Annotated in this window: 19 protein-coding genes; 10 read left to right on the top strand and 9 right to left on the bottom strand. The window is 35.4% G+C overall.

The window, feature by feature from the left end; translation table 11 throughout:
* Positions 1-11 precede the first annotated feature (11 nt).
* The 4 genes from ND811_RS01980 to ND811_RS01965 all read left to right on the top strand — a co-directional run bounded on the left by ND811_RS01980 (position 12) and on the right by ND811_RS01965 (position 3,697).
* On the top strand, positions 12-854 hold the full coding sequence (locus ND811_RS01980; protein ID WP_135572680.1) for an inositol monophosphatase family protein: 843 nt from the start codon (positions 12-14) through the stop codon (positions 852-854).
* A 108-nt stretch (positions 855-962) separates the two neighbouring features.
* Positions 963-1,538 (top strand): superoxide dismutase, encoded by a 576-nt coding sequence (locus ND811_RS01975; protein ID WP_004787680.1) that lies wholly within the window; start codon positions 963-965, stop codon positions 1,536-1,538.
* Between the two features lie 110 nt (positions 1,539-1,648).
* Entirely contained in the window at positions 1,649-3,031 is a 1,383-nt protein-coding gene (locus ND811_RS01970) for an anthranilate synthase component I family protein (RefSeq protein WP_265350610.1), read from the top strand.
* 60 nt (positions 3,032-3,091) lie between these two features.
* The gene (locus tag ND811_RS01965) at positions 3,092-3,697 is read left to right on the top strand and encodes an anthranilate synthase component II (RefSeq protein ID WP_265350611.1); all 606 of its coding nucleotides are present in this window, start codon (positions 3,092-3,094) and stop codon (positions 3,695-3,697) included.
* 64 nt (positions 3,698-3,761) lie between these two features.
* On the opposite strand, the gene ND811_RS01960 is transcribed toward ND811_RS01965, so the two are convergent.
* Together ND811_RS01960 and ND811_RS01955 are read right to left on the bottom strand one after the other, a co-directional pair.
* Positions 3,762-4,985: an LIC10025 family lipoprotein gene (locus ND811_RS01960; RefSeq protein ID WP_265350975.1), complete on the bottom strand. Its 1,224-nt coding sequence runs from the start codon at positions 4,983-4,985 to the stop codon at positions 3,762-3,764.
* Positions 4,960-5,457: a hypothetical protein gene (locus ND811_RS01955; protein WP_265350612.1), complete on the bottom strand. Its 498-nt coding sequence runs from the start codon at positions 5,455-5,457 to the stop codon at positions 4,960-4,962. The genes ND811_RS01960 and ND811_RS01955 overlap by 26 nt, the downstream gene beginning before the upstream one ends.
* On the opposite strand from ND811_RS01955, the gene ND811_RS01950 reads away from it, so the two are divergent.
* Positions 5,435-6,301 (top strand): SHOCT domain-containing protein, encoded by an 867-nt coding sequence (locus tag ND811_RS01950; protein ID WP_265361107.1) that lies wholly within the window; start codon positions 5,435-5,437, stop codon positions 6,299-6,301. The two genes, ND811_RS01955 and ND811_RS01950, sit on opposite strands and share 23 nt — an antisense overlap.
* Here the strand turns inward: ND811_RS01950 and cysE are convergent.
* Positions 6,298-7,014, bottom strand: coding sequence for a serine O-acetyltransferase (cysE, locus tag ND811_RS01945; protein WP_265350614.1), 717 nt, complete (start codon positions 7,012-7,014; stop codon positions 6,298-6,300). The genes ND811_RS01950 and cysE overlap by 4 nt on opposite strands.
* Positions 7,015-7,372: 358 nt before the next feature.
* Between cysE and ND811_RS01940 the strand changes: the two genes are divergently transcribed.
* The 3 genes from ND811_RS01940 to ND811_RS01930 are packed head-to-tail and all read left to right on the top strand — an operon-like array spanning position 7,373 to position 10,474.
* Entirely contained in the window at positions 7,373-8,299 is a 927-nt protein-coding gene (locus ND811_RS01940) for a site-2 protease family protein (protein ID WP_265350615.1), read from the top strand.
* Positions 8,299-9,699 carry an NHL repeat-containing protein gene (locus tag ND811_RS01935; RefSeq protein ID WP_265350616.1) on the top strand — a complete coding sequence of 467 codons (1,401 nt, stop codon included), beginning with the start codon at positions 8,299-8,301 and terminating at the stop codon, positions 9,697-9,699. Before ND811_RS01940 ends, ND811_RS01935 begins: the two co-directional genes overlap by 1 nt.
* A 55-nt stretch (positions 9,700-9,754) precedes the next feature.
* Entirely contained in the window at positions 9,755-10,474 is a 720-nt protein-coding gene (locus ND811_RS01930; RefSeq protein ID WP_265350617.1) for a hypothetical protein, read from the top strand.
* A gap of 5 nt (positions 10,475-10,479) precedes the next feature.
* On the opposite strand, the gene ND811_RS01925 is transcribed toward ND811_RS01930, so the two are convergent.
* Positions 10,480-11,673 carry a DegT/DnrJ/EryC1/StrS family aminotransferase gene (locus ND811_RS01925; RefSeq protein ID WP_265350976.1) on the bottom strand — a complete coding sequence of 398 codons (1,194 nt, stop codon included), beginning with the start codon at positions 11,671-11,673 and terminating at the stop codon, positions 10,480-10,482.
* 156 nt (positions 11,674-11,829) lie between these two features.
* Between ND811_RS01925 and add the strand changes: the two genes are divergently transcribed.
* Positions 11,830-13,182, top strand: coding sequence for an adenosine deaminase (add, locus tag ND811_RS01920; protein WP_265350618.1), 1,353 nt, complete (start codon positions 11,830-11,832; stop codon positions 13,180-13,182).
* A 38-nt stretch (positions 13,183-13,220) separates the two neighbouring features.
* Here the strand turns inward: add and ND811_RS01915 are convergent, their stop codons facing one another.
* The 5 genes from ND811_RS01915 to ND811_RS01895 form a co-directional block, all read right to left on the bottom strand.
* The gene (locus ND811_RS01915; protein ID WP_265350619.1) at positions 13,221-13,886 is read right to left on the bottom strand and encodes a YdcF family protein; all 666 of its coding nucleotides are present in this window, start codon (positions 13,884-13,886) and stop codon (positions 13,221-13,223) included.
* 10 nt (positions 13,887-13,896) lie between these two features.
* Positions 13,897-14,412: a VOC family protein gene (locus tag ND811_RS01910; RefSeq protein WP_265350620.1), complete on the bottom strand. Its 516-nt coding sequence runs from the start codon at positions 14,410-14,412 to the stop codon at positions 13,897-13,899.
* Between the two features lie 191 nt (positions 14,413-14,603).
* Positions 14,604-14,966 (bottom strand): nuclear transport factor 2 family protein, encoded by a 363-nt coding sequence (locus tag ND811_RS01905; RefSeq protein ID WP_265350621.1) that lies wholly within the window; start codon positions 14,964-14,966, stop codon positions 14,604-14,606.
* A gap of 60 nt (positions 14,967-15,026) precedes the next feature.
* The gene (locus tag ND811_RS01900) at positions 15,027-15,623 is read right to left on the bottom strand and encodes a YdcF family protein (protein ID WP_265350622.1); all 597 of its coding nucleotides are present in this window, start codon (positions 15,621-15,623) and stop codon (positions 15,027-15,029) included.
* 29 nt (positions 15,624-15,652) lie between these two features.
* On the bottom strand, positions 15,653-16,063 hold the full coding sequence (locus ND811_RS01895) for an ester cyclase (protein ID WP_265350623.1): 411 nt from the start codon (positions 16,061-16,063) through the stop codon (positions 15,653-15,655).
* Between the two features lie 163 nt (positions 16,064-16,226).
* Here ND811_RS01895 and ygiD point away from each other — a divergent pair, with 163 nt between their 5' ends.
* Positions 16,227-17,054, top strand: a complete 828-nt coding sequence (ygiD, locus tag ND811_RS01890) for a 4,5-DOPA-extradiol-dioxygenase (protein WP_265350624.1) — start codon at positions 16,227-16,229, stop codon at positions 17,052-17,054.
* The last annotated feature ends 25 nt before the right edge of the window (positions 17,055-17,079 follow it).

Below are 17,079 nucleotides of genomic sequence, written 5' to 3'. Positions count from 1 at the left end.
AAGCAGGTAGTATGGGCATATCTTCACCAACCATTAATTTCCCCGTAGATGAAACCATCAAACGGATTGAATACGTAAAAGCAAATGCGATGGGAATCATCCATGAAGCAAAAAAAATCCAACGGGAAGTGTCTGCGATTCGGTCAGAAACTGATGCAGATGAAAAAGAAAGAATTGATGCCGCCGATGGTAAGTTAGGTGATATTTTAATTCGCTTTTTACAAAAGTCTTTTCCAAAAGATGGAATTATTTGTGAGGACAAACCAACCATTGATGGTGGTGACTTTAAGTGGGTATTGGATCCGGTGGATGGATCTATGAATTTTGTTCGAGGCCTTCCTTTGTATGCAATTTCCTTTGGGTTAGAGCATAGGGAAACTCCTGTTGGTGGAGTGGTGATTGTACCTCCACAGGAATCTGTATACTCAGCTGTGCTTGGTGAGGGCGCATACAAAAATGGAGAACCCATTGTTACCTCCCGAATATCCGAATTAAATCGAGCTATCTTTTCACCCAATCTTCCCACAAAAAGAGCCCATATGATCCAAGAGATTATGGCTGATTTATCTGGATTTTTAACCTACGCAAGATCCTTTCGTAGGACTGGTTCTTTTGTTTTGGATGCTTGTTTTATCGCAGAAGGTGTGATGGATGCTATATGGGAAAAAACTGTAAAACATTGGGACGTTTCGGCCATTTCTGTGATTTTATCGGAAGCAGGTGGGAAATTGACGGACTTAAATGGAGTTCATTACTATACTGGTCTTCCTGAGTTAGTAGCTTCTAATGGAGTTTTACATTCAGAAATTTTAAATTTATTAAAGACTGTTCGTTCTACAGTCAGTCGAAATTAATAGAGGCGAACGATTAGAATTGTTCTACTTTTTTAGTTTACGGTTTGCTTTTGCGATCCATACTAGATACAAAATACAATTACACTTGAATCCATCAGGAGATCGATCATGGAACATAAACTCCCAGAACTTCCTTATGCAAAGGATGCCCTTCTTCCGCACATTTCACCTGAAACTTTAGAGTTTCACTATGGAAAACACCACCAAACTTACGTTACAAACCTCAACAACCTAATCAAAGGGACTGAGTTTGAAAATGCAACTCTTGAAGAAATTGTAAAAAAATCTTCTGGCGGAATTTTTAATAACGCCGCGCAAATTTGGAACCACACCTTCTATTGGCATTCCCTTTCCCCTAAAGGTGGCGGAGCTCCTACAGGTGCTGTTGCTGATTTAATCACAAAATCATTCGGATCCTTTGATGCGTTTAAAGAAAAGTTTTCCCAATCGGCCATTACTAACTTTGGATCAGGTTGGACCTGGCTTGTTAAAAAAGGTGATGGATTAGAAATCGTGAATACAAGCAATGCTGGTAGCCCTTTGAAAGATGGACTCCAATCTTTGTTAACGATCGATGTTTGGGAACATGCTTACTATATTGATTTCCGCAATGCCCGTCCAAAATACGTAGAAGCATTCTGGAATTTAGTGAACTGGGACTTTGCAAACCAAAACTTAAAATAAGAACGAATTTAAGAATCGCAGATCGAAAGGCAGGTTCCGGAATTCGGACCTGCCTTTTTTATTTCATTTAAAGATTCAAAATGAATCTTGGTACCTAATACAGAGTTTTTATGAGCCAAACACTTCCGAAAATCAAGATCCCCAAAAAACCCAATTACACTTCATTAACCTTGCCGGAAGGAATCGAGTTTTGGAAACTCTTTCGGGTCATTGAGGCAAAATACGAAAATTGTTTTTTGTTAGAATCAGCAGGAGACAACCAATACGATTCTCGTTACTCTGTGATTGGATTCCAACCTTCTCATCTCATTCTGGGAGAGCCAGGTACCTTAGAAATTGATGGAAAAAAATACTCTGTTGATAATCCATATTTTGCTTTAAGAGAGCTCACAGATTATAATTCGCTAAGCATTAGTTATGCGGGAGGATTTGTCGGTTATCTCGGTTATCAAAGTATGCAATTCTTTGAGCCAAAACTCAAACTAAAACCACATCCTGATTTTCCTGCGATGATTTTCGGATTGTATTTGGATGGTCTTATCTATGACAAATTTACAGGGGAACTCATTTATTTTGATAATGGAACAAATCGTATCAAAGAAGTGAATCAAATCTTAGAACATTTAGCAAAAGATAAATCTCAGAAACCACAAGCAAAGGTTTCTTTATTACAAGCTGGACTATCTAAGGAAGTGCACAAACAAATGGTGGAAGAAGCTTTAGAAGAAGTAAAAGCCGGAAACACCTTTCAGTGCCAAATTGGATTTGAAGAAATTTATAAAGTAGAAGGAAACCCCTTGGCAATTTATGAAACTCTTCGTGAAATTAATCCCTCTCCTCATATGTATTATGTGAAATTTGGAACTCGAGTGATTTTGGGTGCAAGTCCTGAATTACTATTTCGATTACGACAAGGAGAAATGGAATCTTTTCCTTTGGCAGGAACCACCAAACGAGGAGTTGATGCAAAAGAAGACACACTCCTTGCTCGAAAACTATTAACCGATCCGAAAGAAATCGCAGAGCACAATATGCTAATTGATCTCCACCGCAATGATGTGGGGCGAGTGGCAAAATTTGGTACTGTGAAAGTTCGTAGGCGTTTTGATGTGAAAAGATTCTCTCATGTGCAACATATCTCTAGTGAAGTGGTGGGAATTCTTTCTTCTAAAGAAGATATGTTTTCTGGACTTGCTTCTTCATTTCCAGCAGGAACTCTATCTGGAGCTCCTAAAATTGAATCGATGAAAATTATTGAACGAATTGAAAAATCACCTCGTGGCCCTTATGGTGGCGCCGTTGGAAGTTTTGGTTTGAATGGAGATTGTACTTTTGCCATTCCCATTCGTAGTTTTTTTGTAAATGGGAACAAAGGCTTTGTTCGAGCTTCGGGAGGAATTGTTTTTGATTCTAAGCCTGAAGATGAATACCAAGAAATTATCAATAAAATGGCATCAGTTAGAAAGGCTTTAGATTTACATAAAGCTCCTTAGTTTGTAACAAATAATAGGGCAAAACGAGTAGCTAAAAAACGAGGAGAAGCAGAAATCAAAATGAAAGTCCTTATCTTAGACAATTATGATTCTTTTACATTCAATCTTTACCAAATTGTAGGCGAAATCTTAGAAGAAAGAGAGAAACCTTTTCAATTGGATGTCATCCGAAATGATGAAAAACCTTTTGAATGGATTAAATCAGCTAACTATGATAAAATTATAATTTCACCTGGTCCCGGTCATCCAGCAGACCCCGCATATTTTGGAGTGAGTGCCGATATTCTTAAGGAACTTGGAAAAACAACTTCGGTGCTTGGAATTTGTCTTGGAATGCAAGGAATGGCAACGGTTTTCGGTGGGGAAGTGGTTCGCGCCAATGTAGCAATGCATGGGAAACTATCGCCCATTGAACATGATGGAAAAGGTGTTTTCTTTGGTTTAACTCAAGGAATAGAAATTATGCGTTATCATTCCTTAGTGGCAAAGGAATCCACTTTACCAACAGATCTGGAAATTACTGCTCGGGTTTCATCCGGGGAAGGGAAGGGCGAAATCATGGGCCTACGGCATAAAACTTTAAAAATTGAAGGGGTCCAGTTTCATCCCGAATCTTTTGGTTCGGAAGAGGGAAAGGACTTACTTCGGAACTTTATTAATTCTTAGTTAAGACCGTAAATTGGTTGTTCTTCGTTATGATTGCAATTTTTGATTTTCTCGAATGAATTTTTTATTTTAAATCTAACAACATAGCATCTTCCCAAGACGCAAAAAAATCAAAATCGTTACTTGCTTTTTGGGAATCATCTCCACCAAACAAAGAAAAACGTTTCCGTTTAATTTCATTGTATGTTGTGATCGTGTTGATTTGACCTCGTTCTGTTTTTCTGAACGTGGCATGAATTTGCGATCCGCCCCTTCCTTGTGTTCCTTGTATGAGTAGAATGAAAAATTCGTTAAAGTATTCATCCAGATTTCCTGGGATGAAAAAATTCACAAATCCTTGTGGAATGACATAAAAAAAGTTTCCATTAATTTCTTTTTTCCCAATTCGTACAAAATGTCCATCAAGCGTATCTGTTTGTTTCTCAAAGTTCGTTTTTAGTCTATATTCTAAGTTTTGAATTTTTACAGTGATTCCAAAAGATCTGATTTCAAAATCACCTAAAAAACGTATTTCTTTTGGTGAAAGAAAATAATCGGACGGGAGATTGACAGGAAAATGAAATTGGATCGTTTTTCCTTGGTTAGTAATTTTTAACTTATGCGTCGGGTTGAACTTGTCCCAAATTTCCAGATTTAACTTAGTTTTTTCTAAACGTGAACCTGTTCTTTGATAAAATCCTGGAAATTTTGTTTTTGTATCTTCATTGATTGTAAACTCTAGAGTATGCCATTCAGCATTTTCTGTTACATGGCACTGCATAGAGCTACATAGGAATTGTAAGTTCTGGGAGGTTGATTTTAAAGTCTGATACGCATTATGATCATTGATTGCAAAAACAAAATCATGGAACCATTTAAAAAAGTCTCTAGGTTGATAGCCATTTAGTTTGTGAATGATCTTTCTTTCGACCGTATAGATTTCTCGTTCCTCCCAAATTTTTGGAGTGAAAGTGACTTTTGCCATATAATCGTATTTTGGCGGGATTGTTTCGTTCCAATATAGATTCCAATTTTGTTGATTGTCTATGTTACCATAGAGGGAAAGGAAAGGATAACCTTCGGATGTTTTTTGTAATAATGTTTCGTTTTCTTCACTAAGACTGCCTGCCAGAGCAGAAAAATAAACTTCGTTTTTTGAAGTAGATTTAATGGAGCGTTGTAAGTGATCGTAACCTTTCCAAAACTCATAGTAATTTTGATTTTTTTGAAAACAATTCGAAATAGTAAAAACTACTATTATGAAGAATAAAGATTTTTGTAGGTTATATTTCTTTTTTAAGAATTCCATATATTTCTTGAATGAGGTTTTCATCCATTTCTTCCTGATAGGATGATGAAATCAATTTGCCTGATTTATTAAAAATTCGTAAATAGGATTCACCCTTGTTTAGACCAACTGTAAGATGTCCTTTACGATCTAAAAGAATACTTTCGTATTGTTTTGTTTTGGATTCTTCTAAATAATTTTCCACAAGTTTGTTTGTTTCTTGAAAATCTAAATAAAGGAGAAAGTGAACTTTGGAACTATCTTTCCATAGTAAATTTTGCATTTTCCAATATAGCTTTCGGCCTTGTTTTCTGCAAAGTTCTAAATCACGCAGGTAACATCCCATTAGAACAACAGGTTTTCCCTTAACGGAACTATCAGAATACGATTGCCCATATTGGTCCTTCATGTGAAATTGTGGCATGGACTGTGCCTCCCATTCTTCCTGAGATATGAATACCACTGCTAAAATGAATAATACTAATCGTGACACAGTTTTTTACCTATTTATAAATTCATTAACGGCAAGTGCAAAAATTTTCTGCGTTTTGATTCTGATTTTTTTTGTTTACGGATGTTCTAGTTTTTCCCGCAAAATCAAGTTGATCGATTCTTCAGCTTCCTTGGCGTTTTTCGAAGTAGAGGAAGAGGAATGGAAAAAAATTTTTCCTAGCGAAATTTCTTTACTTAAGGTTAACTCTAAAAATTTTAATGAACTAACCAATTTGTTAAAATCCATCCAATACAAACGTGGCGTTCTTGCTTACGAGGATTGGGATGTATTAGTGCCAGAATCCTACCTTCCTGAAATACAAAAGTTTGCAGAAAAAATTGTAAATAGTGAAGAACCAAAAGTATACCTTTGCATTTTTAAATTAGATGATATTCTTTCCCCAAATGTTAAAATATTAAAAACAAGTTTTTATATACTAAGTACAGAAAATGGGTTGGTATTGTTGTTTCATGAAATGAATACAAATATCACATTTCAAACGCAATATTCCTTTGAAGACTGGGTTCTTTTTCATCCCTCTTTAATTCAGCCTATTTACCGGCCAGAACTTTGGTTACGGGATCGGCAACAGACTAGTTTGTACAAAGACAAAAGTCGAAGTAAAAATGGAATCTATGGAAATATTATTATTTTTAATATTCCGGAATTGATGCCAAATCCTCCTCTTTTTCGTTATCCAAAAGAGGACGAAAATAATCCACCATTAGAACATTGGAAATCTGTTCCTGAAAAACTAAAGGCATTAGAAGAAATGCGAAAAAACAAACTCATTACTGATGAAGAATATGATCGTAAAAAAACGGAACTTTTAAAAGAATTTTAAATTCCGTCTCCGTGAATGAACTCTTGAATCAAACGATCGTTCTCTGGAGCCTCGTCAGATGCTTTTTCTAATAGCTGTTGTTTCTCATACAATTTGTTAATGAGTTGTTGTTGTGTTTCCACTTTTTCCAGTAAAACGGAAAAAACTTTAGCGATTGGATCTGGCATTTGGTTATGTTCTAACATTTGTTCTACGCTATCAGATGCTATGTCACCAGCTTTTACCACTTTTCCGGGAATTCCAACAACAGTACATCCTGCTGGAACATTTCTCATCACAACAGAACCGGCACCAACCCTGACATGATCTTCTACGATAATGTTTCCAAGCACTTTCGCTCCCGCTCCAATCACAACGTTTTTTCCAATAGTTGGATGGCGTTTGCCTGATTCCTTTCCAGTTCCACCGAGAGTCACTCCTTGGAAAATTAGGGAACCAGAACCAACAATGGCAGTCTCACCGATCACAACTCCAGAACCGTGGTCAATAAAAACACCGGGTGCAATTTTTGCTCCAGGGTGAATGTCAATGCCGGTCAAAAAACGGCTAATGTAATTCACTAGTCTCGGAATGATTGGTAGGCGAAGTTGATAAAGTAAATGCGCAAATTTATGAAGCCAAAGGGCGTGTAGACCGGGATAACAAAGGACTATTTCCAAATAGGATTTGGCCGCCGGGTCAAATTTTTTGATAATTTTGATATTTTCAAACATTGATTAGTTGGTTTTAAAATTACTATTTAGACAAGTCAACTTTTCCGAGAGTTGGGAAAGATTTAATGGAATCGGAGTTTGGAATGTGTACAGAAAATCCACTTGTTCAGTGGATTCAAAAGACCTAAATTTAGGAAGAATATTTTCCCTTCGTAAAGTTTACAAAAAAATTCAACTTTGACAATTCAACCGGAAATGACACAGATTTACCAAAGGCTCAGGAACTAAGATCTAATCTGAATCCAGTTCAGACTCAAAAGATTCGGCCAAATTTCAAATTTAGACAGGTTTATCATTGATTCTTTAACTAAGTAATTTATCCTTTCGAGTAGAAATAACTTTCTAGGTTGTTCCGACTTTGGAATCAAAAAAAACATTACATATCCTTTTATTCATTCTCACGTTTTTTACTTTAACTTACTCTGATATTTTTCTAAATCCTCAAGTGCCTCAAACATTAGAGAATTATAAATTGGTGTTTTTACAGAATTGGCCCTATTCGGTATCATTGTTATTCATTCTTTTTGCACATGAAATGGGACATTATTTGCCAGCTCGATTTTATGGAGTGAAAGCAACTTGGCCATTTTTTATTCCATTACCTGTGGGTCCTATCGGAACTATGGGGGCGGTCATTCAAATTAAACAGCAGATTCCAGATAAAAAAGTCCTATTCGATATTGGGATTGGTGGACCAACAGCTAGTTTAGTACTTTCGATGATTGCATGGTTAGTTGGTATTAGCCTATCGAAGGTAATAGAAATACCTCCTGGGTTTGATCGGTCGGGATTTTTATTTTTTGGAGACAGTCTTTTTACATATTTTACGAGTCAGTGGATTTTGGGACCTATCGATTTTGCCACAATGGACATACAAGCTCATCCCCTAGCTAAAGCGGGATGGGTAGGACTTTTGATTACGGCCGTAAATTTGTTACCGTTTGGACAATTGGATGGTGGTCATGTCATATATTCTATGTTTGGCGAAAATTATCGAAAATGGATTCACGGTTTATTCACACTATTCTTAATTTTTGCATTGATTCATTTTACCTGGTTACTTTGGGGTTTTATCATTTATTATGTGGTGAAAGTGGAACATCCTTTTATTCGTGATTCTGTTTCAGGAATAGGAAAATTTCGATTCTACTTTGGATCCATCATGTTAGTATCATTCCTAGTTATTTTTGTACCGAAACCAATAATCTTAGGATCTGAATTTGAAGAATCCTCATTATTGATGGATATTTTTCGTCTGATAACCAATAACATCGGGTTCAATTAATGATTCGCATTTTAATTTTTTTACTGATATTTATTTCGTCTGGTATTTTTGCTCAAGAGAGCAAAGAATATAAACTTTCCGATAAAGCATACGGACTTGCTTGGGATGGTGTTAATTTTTGGTATATCGATACCAATCGTCGAGCCATTATAAAAATTAATGAAATTGGTGAACAAGAGATTTTTAATTTAGGACTGGCTAATCTTCGTGGAATTAGTTTTGATACACGAGAAGGAAAACTACTTGTAGTAGCACCAAAACAAATTTTGAAATTGGATCCCAACTCGGGAGGCATTACAGACAAAATCCAGATCCCGCTCTCTAACGTTGCAGGAATTGCAAGTGTTGGTAATTATTATTATATCTTAGATTTGGATTCAGGGAAGGTTCAAATTTATGATCAATCTTCCTCACTCCTTATTGGAGGATTTTTTACTGACCGGACTAGGCCACGTGATATCTGTTATGGGAGAGATTCTTTATGGATTTCTGATTCAGCCGATAACAGTATTTATCGATACGACACAAAAACTGGCAAAATTACCGGTTCTATTAAAACAAATTTACGATCGATTCGCGGTGTATTGTTAAGCGGCTCAAAACTCTGGGTTGTTGACCGTGAAAATAAAGAAATTAAAAATATTCCATTTATAGAAACAGAACGTTTTATTGCATCTGGTGAAGAAGAATACAATTTAGAAGTATCACTAAAATTCAAATTGGATTCTGTTTCATTATCCAAGGCACAAATTGCCATCCTCCATCCTCCTTCTAATGAACAACAAAGAATACGTGCTGTTAAATTTACTGATGGTACTTACCAACCTTCCTTTATTCAAAGAAATCGAGTTCATTTAAAAAAACTTTCAATCGAAGATTTGCCGGGAGAACAAATTGTTAAGTATAAGTTTTCTTCTAAGAATCAATTTATCAAATATTATGTAACTGATGAATATTTAGATAAAGAAGCGACTTATCCAAATGATGTAACTCCTTTTTATGAGAAGTCTAATGAAGAATTGAAGTATTTACCTAGAGATTATTTAGACGCAATTTACCAAGCTCGTCAAACTAGTATTAGTCTAAATGATTTTAAGGACAAAATGAAAGAGATTAGTGTTCCTATCCAACCGTTTCGTATGATTCGTTTCGAAAAAGGAAAACCAAAAGCTATTCAAGATTCTGTATCAATTTTCCTTTTGAGTTACGGTTGGATTCCCATTGCTGATTTGGGGTTGGGAAGTAATACGGACAAACGATACTTTGAAAAAAAAGAAACAGATTTAATTTTATTTCAAAGTTTGAATTCCAAATCTTCCATTTCTCCTGTATACTTTCGTAAAGATGCAAATTCAGAATGGGAAAATTTACCTGCAGAAATTACTTATAAAATTAAGTAAACTAACAGTATTCTTTCTATTAGGTTGTTCTGGACTGAATCAAAAAATAGATTCGTTGTTCGTTGACAAAACTATAGAAAGAGAAACAAAATTTAAGGAATTAGTTGAGTCAACTTGGATTCAATTTCCGAAAATAGGGCTGTCTTGCGAAAAGGAAATTTCTTATCATAAGTTTTATTGTAAGATTCAGACAATAATAAGTCTTAAAAAACTTTCTGAATACCTAGGCATTCCTATTTTTGAATCTGGTCCACATACAAAATATTATTTAGAATTAAATTCACCAAATAATTTTGGGCATTACCATCCAGAGTTTCCAAAAAAGTTAAAAGCCTATCTTCTTCCTGCAAAAAACAATCAAACGTTATATACAATAACTCTCCCCATTTATGAGCATTCGATTCAAAACATTGCTCGTGAATTTTTTATTGTTTATCAGAAGTTAGATTCAAATCCGAAGTTTTTTAGAAAAGAGGCTGATCGTTATTTAATGTTAGTGGAAGAAAATAGATTAGACCCTTATTATTTGGATCGATTTATTTTGTTTTTATATCCAGCATTTACTGACAATGAAGATCCTGAAGAATCATCGCGTTTTATTTACAGAAAAGGTGATGAAACTATTGATGCTCAGGTAGTGAAAGAAATTGTTGGGTTTTGGATTCGCAGAAAAGCAGATGGAACAGATGTTGAATTTATCATAGGACTTGTTGATTTGTTAAAGTTATACGATCCGATTTTTTATCAAAACCGAACCGTAACAACTTCCAATTAATTTTATTATCCTAAAATTTCTTTTACAGCATCGATTACATCTTTTTCATCAGATTTTGTCATTCCAGCAAACAGAGGTAAAGATACTGATTTATCATACATCAGACAGGCATTTGGGTATTCTTTGCGATTGTAATGAAATGTTTTTTTATAATAAGGGTGTTCAAAGATAGGAATGAAATGAAGGCTTGTTCCAATATTTCTTTCTTTTAATTCTTCTACCAATGTATCGCGTCCTACTTTTGCAATTTTAGGATCGACTTCTATTCGATAGAGATGCCAACTATGAATTCCGTTTGGATCTTCTTTAGGAAGTTTAATACCTTTTAAGGAAGAGAATTCTTGATTGTAATGTTTTGCAATTTCTGTTCTACGTTCCCAAAATCCGTGGGACTCTTTTAGTTGCACAACACCTAAAGCAGCGGCAATGTCGGTCATGTTGTATTTATAGCCTGCATCAACTACTTCGTAGTACCAACCAGGTCTATTAAAAGCATCACGATTAATTCCATGAAGTCGCATTTTACGAATTCGTTCTGCAGCTTCTTTATGCGAAGTGGTAACCATCCCCCCTTCTCCCGTTGTGATTCCTTTTGTAGCATAAAAGCTAAAGACTGTAAAATCACCCCAAGTTCCGATCATTTTATTTTTATGTACTGCTGGAAATGCATGGGCTGCGTCTTCAATTACGTATAAATTGTATTCTTTCGCGATTTGGATCAGACCTTCCATATCACATGTATGGCCTGCTAAGTGGACGGGCATAATTGCCTTAATATGTTTTCCAGTTTTTTTACTTTTGAGTTCTTTACCATTCCATTTACATTTGTTATCTATGGTCTCTCGTAAAGATTCTGGCGTCATTAGATTGTGAATGGGATCAACATCAGTGAGAATTGGTTCGGCCCCGAAATAACAGATCACCTCTGTTGTTGCAGTAAAAGTAATGGAACTTGTGATTGCGGCGTCTTCCGAGGTAAGTCCGATCGCTTCTAAGGCTAAATGTAAGCCGGCAGTTGCTGAATTGACAGCGATGGTCTCTTTACAACCAACAAAATCTCCAAACTCCATCTCAAATTGTTTTACTTTGGGACCGGAAGTGACCCAACCAGACCGTAAAACTTGGGCAACTTCTTCAATTGCTTCCTCAGAAATTGATGGAAGTGCAAACGGTAAAAAGGTTTTGCGAGATGTGAGCATATTCATTTATACGACATAATTCAGAAAAAATTTCCAGTCTTTTCCGCCCCCAAACATCCTATCGACGGGATTTTTCAAAGCTAAATAGGGATTTTCACCTGGACTCTAAAAATCTACTTGTAGATACCCACTGATTAACTCATTCTTTCCTGGAACATGGAAGTTCCTTTTTCTGAGATTTTAAACCGTATTGCTGTCATTGATCGTGACATAGCAGAACTCAATCGCCTGAAAAGCCGGTTGCCAGCTGACAGGCCCTACTCTCCTACGATCCAACTTACTTTTGATAAACAAATCAATACGCTGTTAAACGAGCGGGTTTCCCTTATGGAACTCCCGATCCTCCATCCACCTCTTTGGTTACTTTCCAAGGAGGGGTTGGAACCATCCACAGAGGCGCCTCTCCTCAAAGAAAGAAAATCCTTACTTGCTGGGGATCTTTCTATTCCTCATCCGAATGAACAAGACGTCATTAACTTCATTCGAGAAATTCCAAAAACGGAAGTGCACCTTCATTTGGAAGCCTGCGTAAACAAAGAAACTTTAAAGTTCCTCTATAAAAAGAATGGAATTGAAGTCACCGAAAAGGAATTCGAAGATAAATATAATTTCAAAGATTTAAACGGATTCATCCAGGTATTTTTCTTCGTTCAAGGTGCGGTAAAAGAAGCTTCAGATCTTGGATATTTTATTGATAGTTTAGCCGATTATCTACGATCCAATAATATAGTTTATTGTGAGGCATTTTTTGCTCCTTCAAAATTCATCCAAAATGGATTAGATTTTGATGAAATGGTCGAAGTGATGGTTAATCGCATTCGTCAAATTGAAGTCAAGGATGGCATCACCATTCGATTGTTAGTTGACGTATCTCGTTCTTTCGGTCCGGAAAATGCTATGAACAATCTCAAACGAGTTTTGGGATTAAAACAAAAAGAAATCATCGGGATTGGACTTGGTGGTGCGGAACTTATGGGTCCAGCTAAAGATTATTCTGAAGTGTTTAAAGTTGCGCGTGAATCAGGTTTACGATGTGTCGCTCACTCAGGCGAAGATGATGGACCTTGGGCCATTTGGGATGCGGTAAATCTATGTAAGGCGGAAAGGATTGGACACGGAACTTCTGCGATCCAGGACCCAGAACTGGTTCGTTACATGAAAGAAAATAAAATTCCAATTGAGATTTGTGTAACCTCTAATGTGTTTACAGGGAAATACGTTCGCAAAGAACAAAACCATCCGGTTCGATATTATTACGACCAAGGTTTGATGTTATGTATTAATACGGATGATCCTGATATCTTCAATGTGAATCTTACTTATGAATTTTTTAAACTCTATCGTTTCTTAGATTTTTCTATCGCTGAAATTATTGATTTGGTAAGACAAGGTGTACTTTGCACTTTTCATCCAGAAAAAGATTCATTATGGAAGTCTATGGAAGAAAAGATAGATCAAATTAAATTAAAATACAATTTAGTTTCTGAGAAACAAGTTACAGCTGTTTAGTTTGAGTTCGATATAGTCCTCCAAAGATAAATTTTTAGTCACCGAATTAAATGTAAGTTGTATTCTCGAGAAACGAGATAATGGAAAGCATAAACAACCGACTCAGGGATAAATATTTCCGATTGAAAACCTAATTTGGGATAAGTAATGATTCGTTGTAAATCACCTACGATTTCGTTTATAATCATAAAAAGATTAATATGTGAATGAGGGGAATCCAACAAAGAATAATTGGGTGCAGCGACGATGAATTGTATATCTGACCATTGTTTGTCAAAAGCTAACCGAACTCTTAAGGTCATAGAAGGTTTTTGAATCGCAATGATGGAATTCGTCTCAACGTTTGTCGCGTTCAGCAAAGATTTGGAAAATTGAATGTTTTCTCCCGTATTGGTAGATTTATTTTCTATAATGATGTCTTTTGAGGGAATTCCTTCCTTGATAGCAAAATTAGCAAAAGAATCGGCTTCGGAATCCGGGAAGATATTTTTAGTAAAAAAATTTAGTCCGCCTGAAAACAGAATTCGATTAGCATAACCATTTTTGTAAAGGTCGGAAGCAAACTTAGCAATTCTTATGTCATGGCTACATAAGACAAAAATTAAATCTGCTTTCTTTAGATTATCTTTTTGTGTGAGAAAATCCCAAATGATTGAAGCAGATTCTAAATCCTTATCAGATATCTTTTTATGCGATAGTATCAATCTAATCCGATTAACTAACAGCTTCTTTTAATATCGCAATGTCAATTTTTTTCATCTTTAACATGGCTTGCGTAGCACGCTCTGCTTTTATCGGATCTTTGTGTGAAATTAGTTGTAAAAGAATTTTTGGGGTTACTTGCCAGTACATACCAAATTGATCTTGAAGCCAGCCACACATACTCTCTTTACCGCCATTGGCTAAAAGCGCATTCCAATAATAATCGACTTCTTTCTGAGTTTCGACACTGATCATAAAAGAAACTCCCCAAGTGAATTTAAATTCTGGCCCACCATTGTATGCGGTAAACTTTTGGCCGTTTAAAATGAACTCTCCTTGCATTGGATTGGCAGTAATGATTTTGGATTTTTTAAAAACCGAAGCGTAGAACTTTGCCACCTCTTCAATGTTTGCATTAAACATAAGAAAGGGTGTAATACTATGAGTTGGATTGGCCCGGTAATCTAACTTTTTTAGATTGGATTTTGTTTTGGTTACGTTATTTTTTTTCTTCTTCGGTGCTGCCATAATTTTCCCCTTACTAGAATTTATTAGGATATGGTTAGTTAATAAATTTCAGATCGAAAAATAAGAGATATTTGATTGTTTTCTAGAGGATTCTTCAACTCTTTATTATTTAGTTTGGAAGAAATTAACGGTTTCTTGTTGAATTAATCTCGTTTGGTTTGATTATTGAATTTGGTTCAAATAATTTCTGACTACTGGAACCTAGGTTCGCTGATCAAAAACCAGGCATTATATATTTTTTCGTTAGCTATTTCATAAATGGCTAATACTTCGATAGTTCCTTTTCCTTCTGGGAAATTTCGAGTAACCAATTCTTGATCAACAATTTTGCCGTTATATTGAGTTCTTGAGATTAATGTGGCAAAAAGATCTGGTTCTTGAAAACGGATCAAATGCCTTTCTTTGATTTGTTCAATTCCATCCGCTAACAAAGTATTTGGATGGAGATATATTTTTGCATTTTTGTCCCAACACTGCAGAAATAAATCAATATCTTTGTTATTGTAAGCTATAAGTTGTTTATCAATTAATTTTAAATTTGTTTCTTCATTCATAAGTGATTTTTATAAAAAGTAATATTTGAAAACTAGGTATAGTTTTGATATAAAATTATATTAGTGCTTAAAAATGGAGTTAATAACTATTACATAAGGTAATGCAACGGTCTCTCTAAAGATCGAATAGAAATCTCTGAATTCAAAATACCTAGCATAAGATGTTTTGACATTGAGAAAACCTACTTTTTTCACTAAGAATGCTGCCCTCGGGAGATGATAATACTGAGATATAATTAGAATTGGCTCCGCAAAATTAGATTTCAAAATTTCTTTCAAATTATCTGCAGATCTTTCTGTAGTGTAACCCAAATTATCTTCGACGATATGATCCGTCTCAATTCCTTGAGCGACTAAATATTCTTTCATTACTCTAGCCTCATCAAACCCTTCTTTTCCTATACCTCCAGAAACTATTATTTTTTGAATTAAATTTTCTTTATAAAGAGTAATGGCCCGATCTAATCTGGCTTGCAAGCGATCCGAGGGCTTTCCATTTAGTTCTACTTTATTACCAAGTACAAGAGCAAAACTTGATTTTAAGTCTTTTTCTTCTATTAGCCCATTATAAAGGATGAAACCAACAGAAATTAATAAATAGAAAGAGAATATCTTCGTTAATAGGATAAGTTTGACTTTGACTTGTTTTATCGACATGAATTTGTTATTGTTTTTAAATTTTAGCTTTAATTTGGTTTGGAAATCAGTGCTCCCAGAAATTCGGAATTATTCCATTCTTCTATGATAAAACCATTTTTAAATTTTGAAACAATCATTTCGTCCCACTGAATTGTTTTGCCTGTCTTTAAGTTTTTGTTATTTGAAGCTTTAATCTTTCCTCGTAAAGTTCTTTTCCATACTATAAATTCTTCTGTTTGAACTAGGAATTGAATTTTGACTATTTTCAAATTATCAAAAAAATTATGTAAATCCTTGGCCCACCTGATAATGATCTTGTGACCTTTATAATCCTTTTTTGAAGTATGGACAATGTATTCATTTGAAAAAACATCTTGGATCGATGTTGTATTGTGATTTGTAATTAGTTCCTTCAAAATGAACGAAATTTTTTCCCGATTTCCTAGATTTGCTTTCATAACCCAATTTTCTCCTTACCATATCCTGGGCAATTTGGTGTTGAAGTCCAAAGCAAGAAAAGAAGATTTTTCGTTTTCCATTTAGAGAATACATTGACAATAAATGATTTAATATCAAACTATCTAAATAGAGGAGTCGGGACGTCAAAATTCCGGAAACCAGATGAACTCAGCAGAAACTAAAGAGAATTCAAATTTTTTGGAAAATTCCACCAGCTTGCCTTCTTTATTTTTGGGGCATGGCAGCCCTATGAATGCGATCGAGGAGAATGAATTTGTGGAAGGAATACGAACTTTGAGTGAAACCTTCCCAAAACCAAATGCAATTCTTTGTATTTCCGCACATTGGGTCACAGATGGTACTTTCGTAACTGCAATGAAAAATCCTCCCACCATACATGACTTTGGTGGATTCCCAAAAGCATTATTCGATGTGCAATATCCTGCGCCTGGTAACCCAGAACTTGCAAAACTCATTCAATCTACTGTTAAATCTCAAAAAGTTCAATTGGATTATGAATGGGGTTTAGACCACGGAGCTTGGAGTGTCATCAAACATATTTACCCAAAAGCAGACGTCCCCGTTGTGCAACTCAGTATGGATTATAAAATTTCGCCGGAAGCCCATTTCCAATTGGCCAAAGAATTAACTTTCCTTAGGAACAAAGGGATACTCATCATTGCTAGTGGCAATATTGTACATAACTTGCGTATGGTGGCTTGGGATAGGTTAAATGAAGTATATGGATTTGATTGGGCCCTTGATGTGAATGAAAAGGTCAAACATTGGATTTTGGCAGGAGACAACGATTCACTGGTTCAAATCAGAAATCATGGTAAAGAATTTGAATGGGCTATACCTACAGCGGAACATTATTTACCTCTACTTTATACTTTAGGGACAAAATTGGATTCAGATTCAATTTCCTTTTTTAACGATAAACCAGTGGCTGGTGCTTTAACAATGACTTCTGTAAGGCTAAATTCCTAATCAAAAGATTAAAAAAGGTAAAGAG

The sequence above is a fragment of the Leptospira soteropolitanensis genome (genome assembly GCF_026151655.1).
Taxonomy (GTDB): Bacteria; Spirochaetota; Leptospiria; order Leptospirales; family Leptospiraceae; genus Leptospira_A; species Leptospira_A soteropolitanensis.
This window is presented reverse-complemented; position numbering and strand designations above follow the sequence as displayed.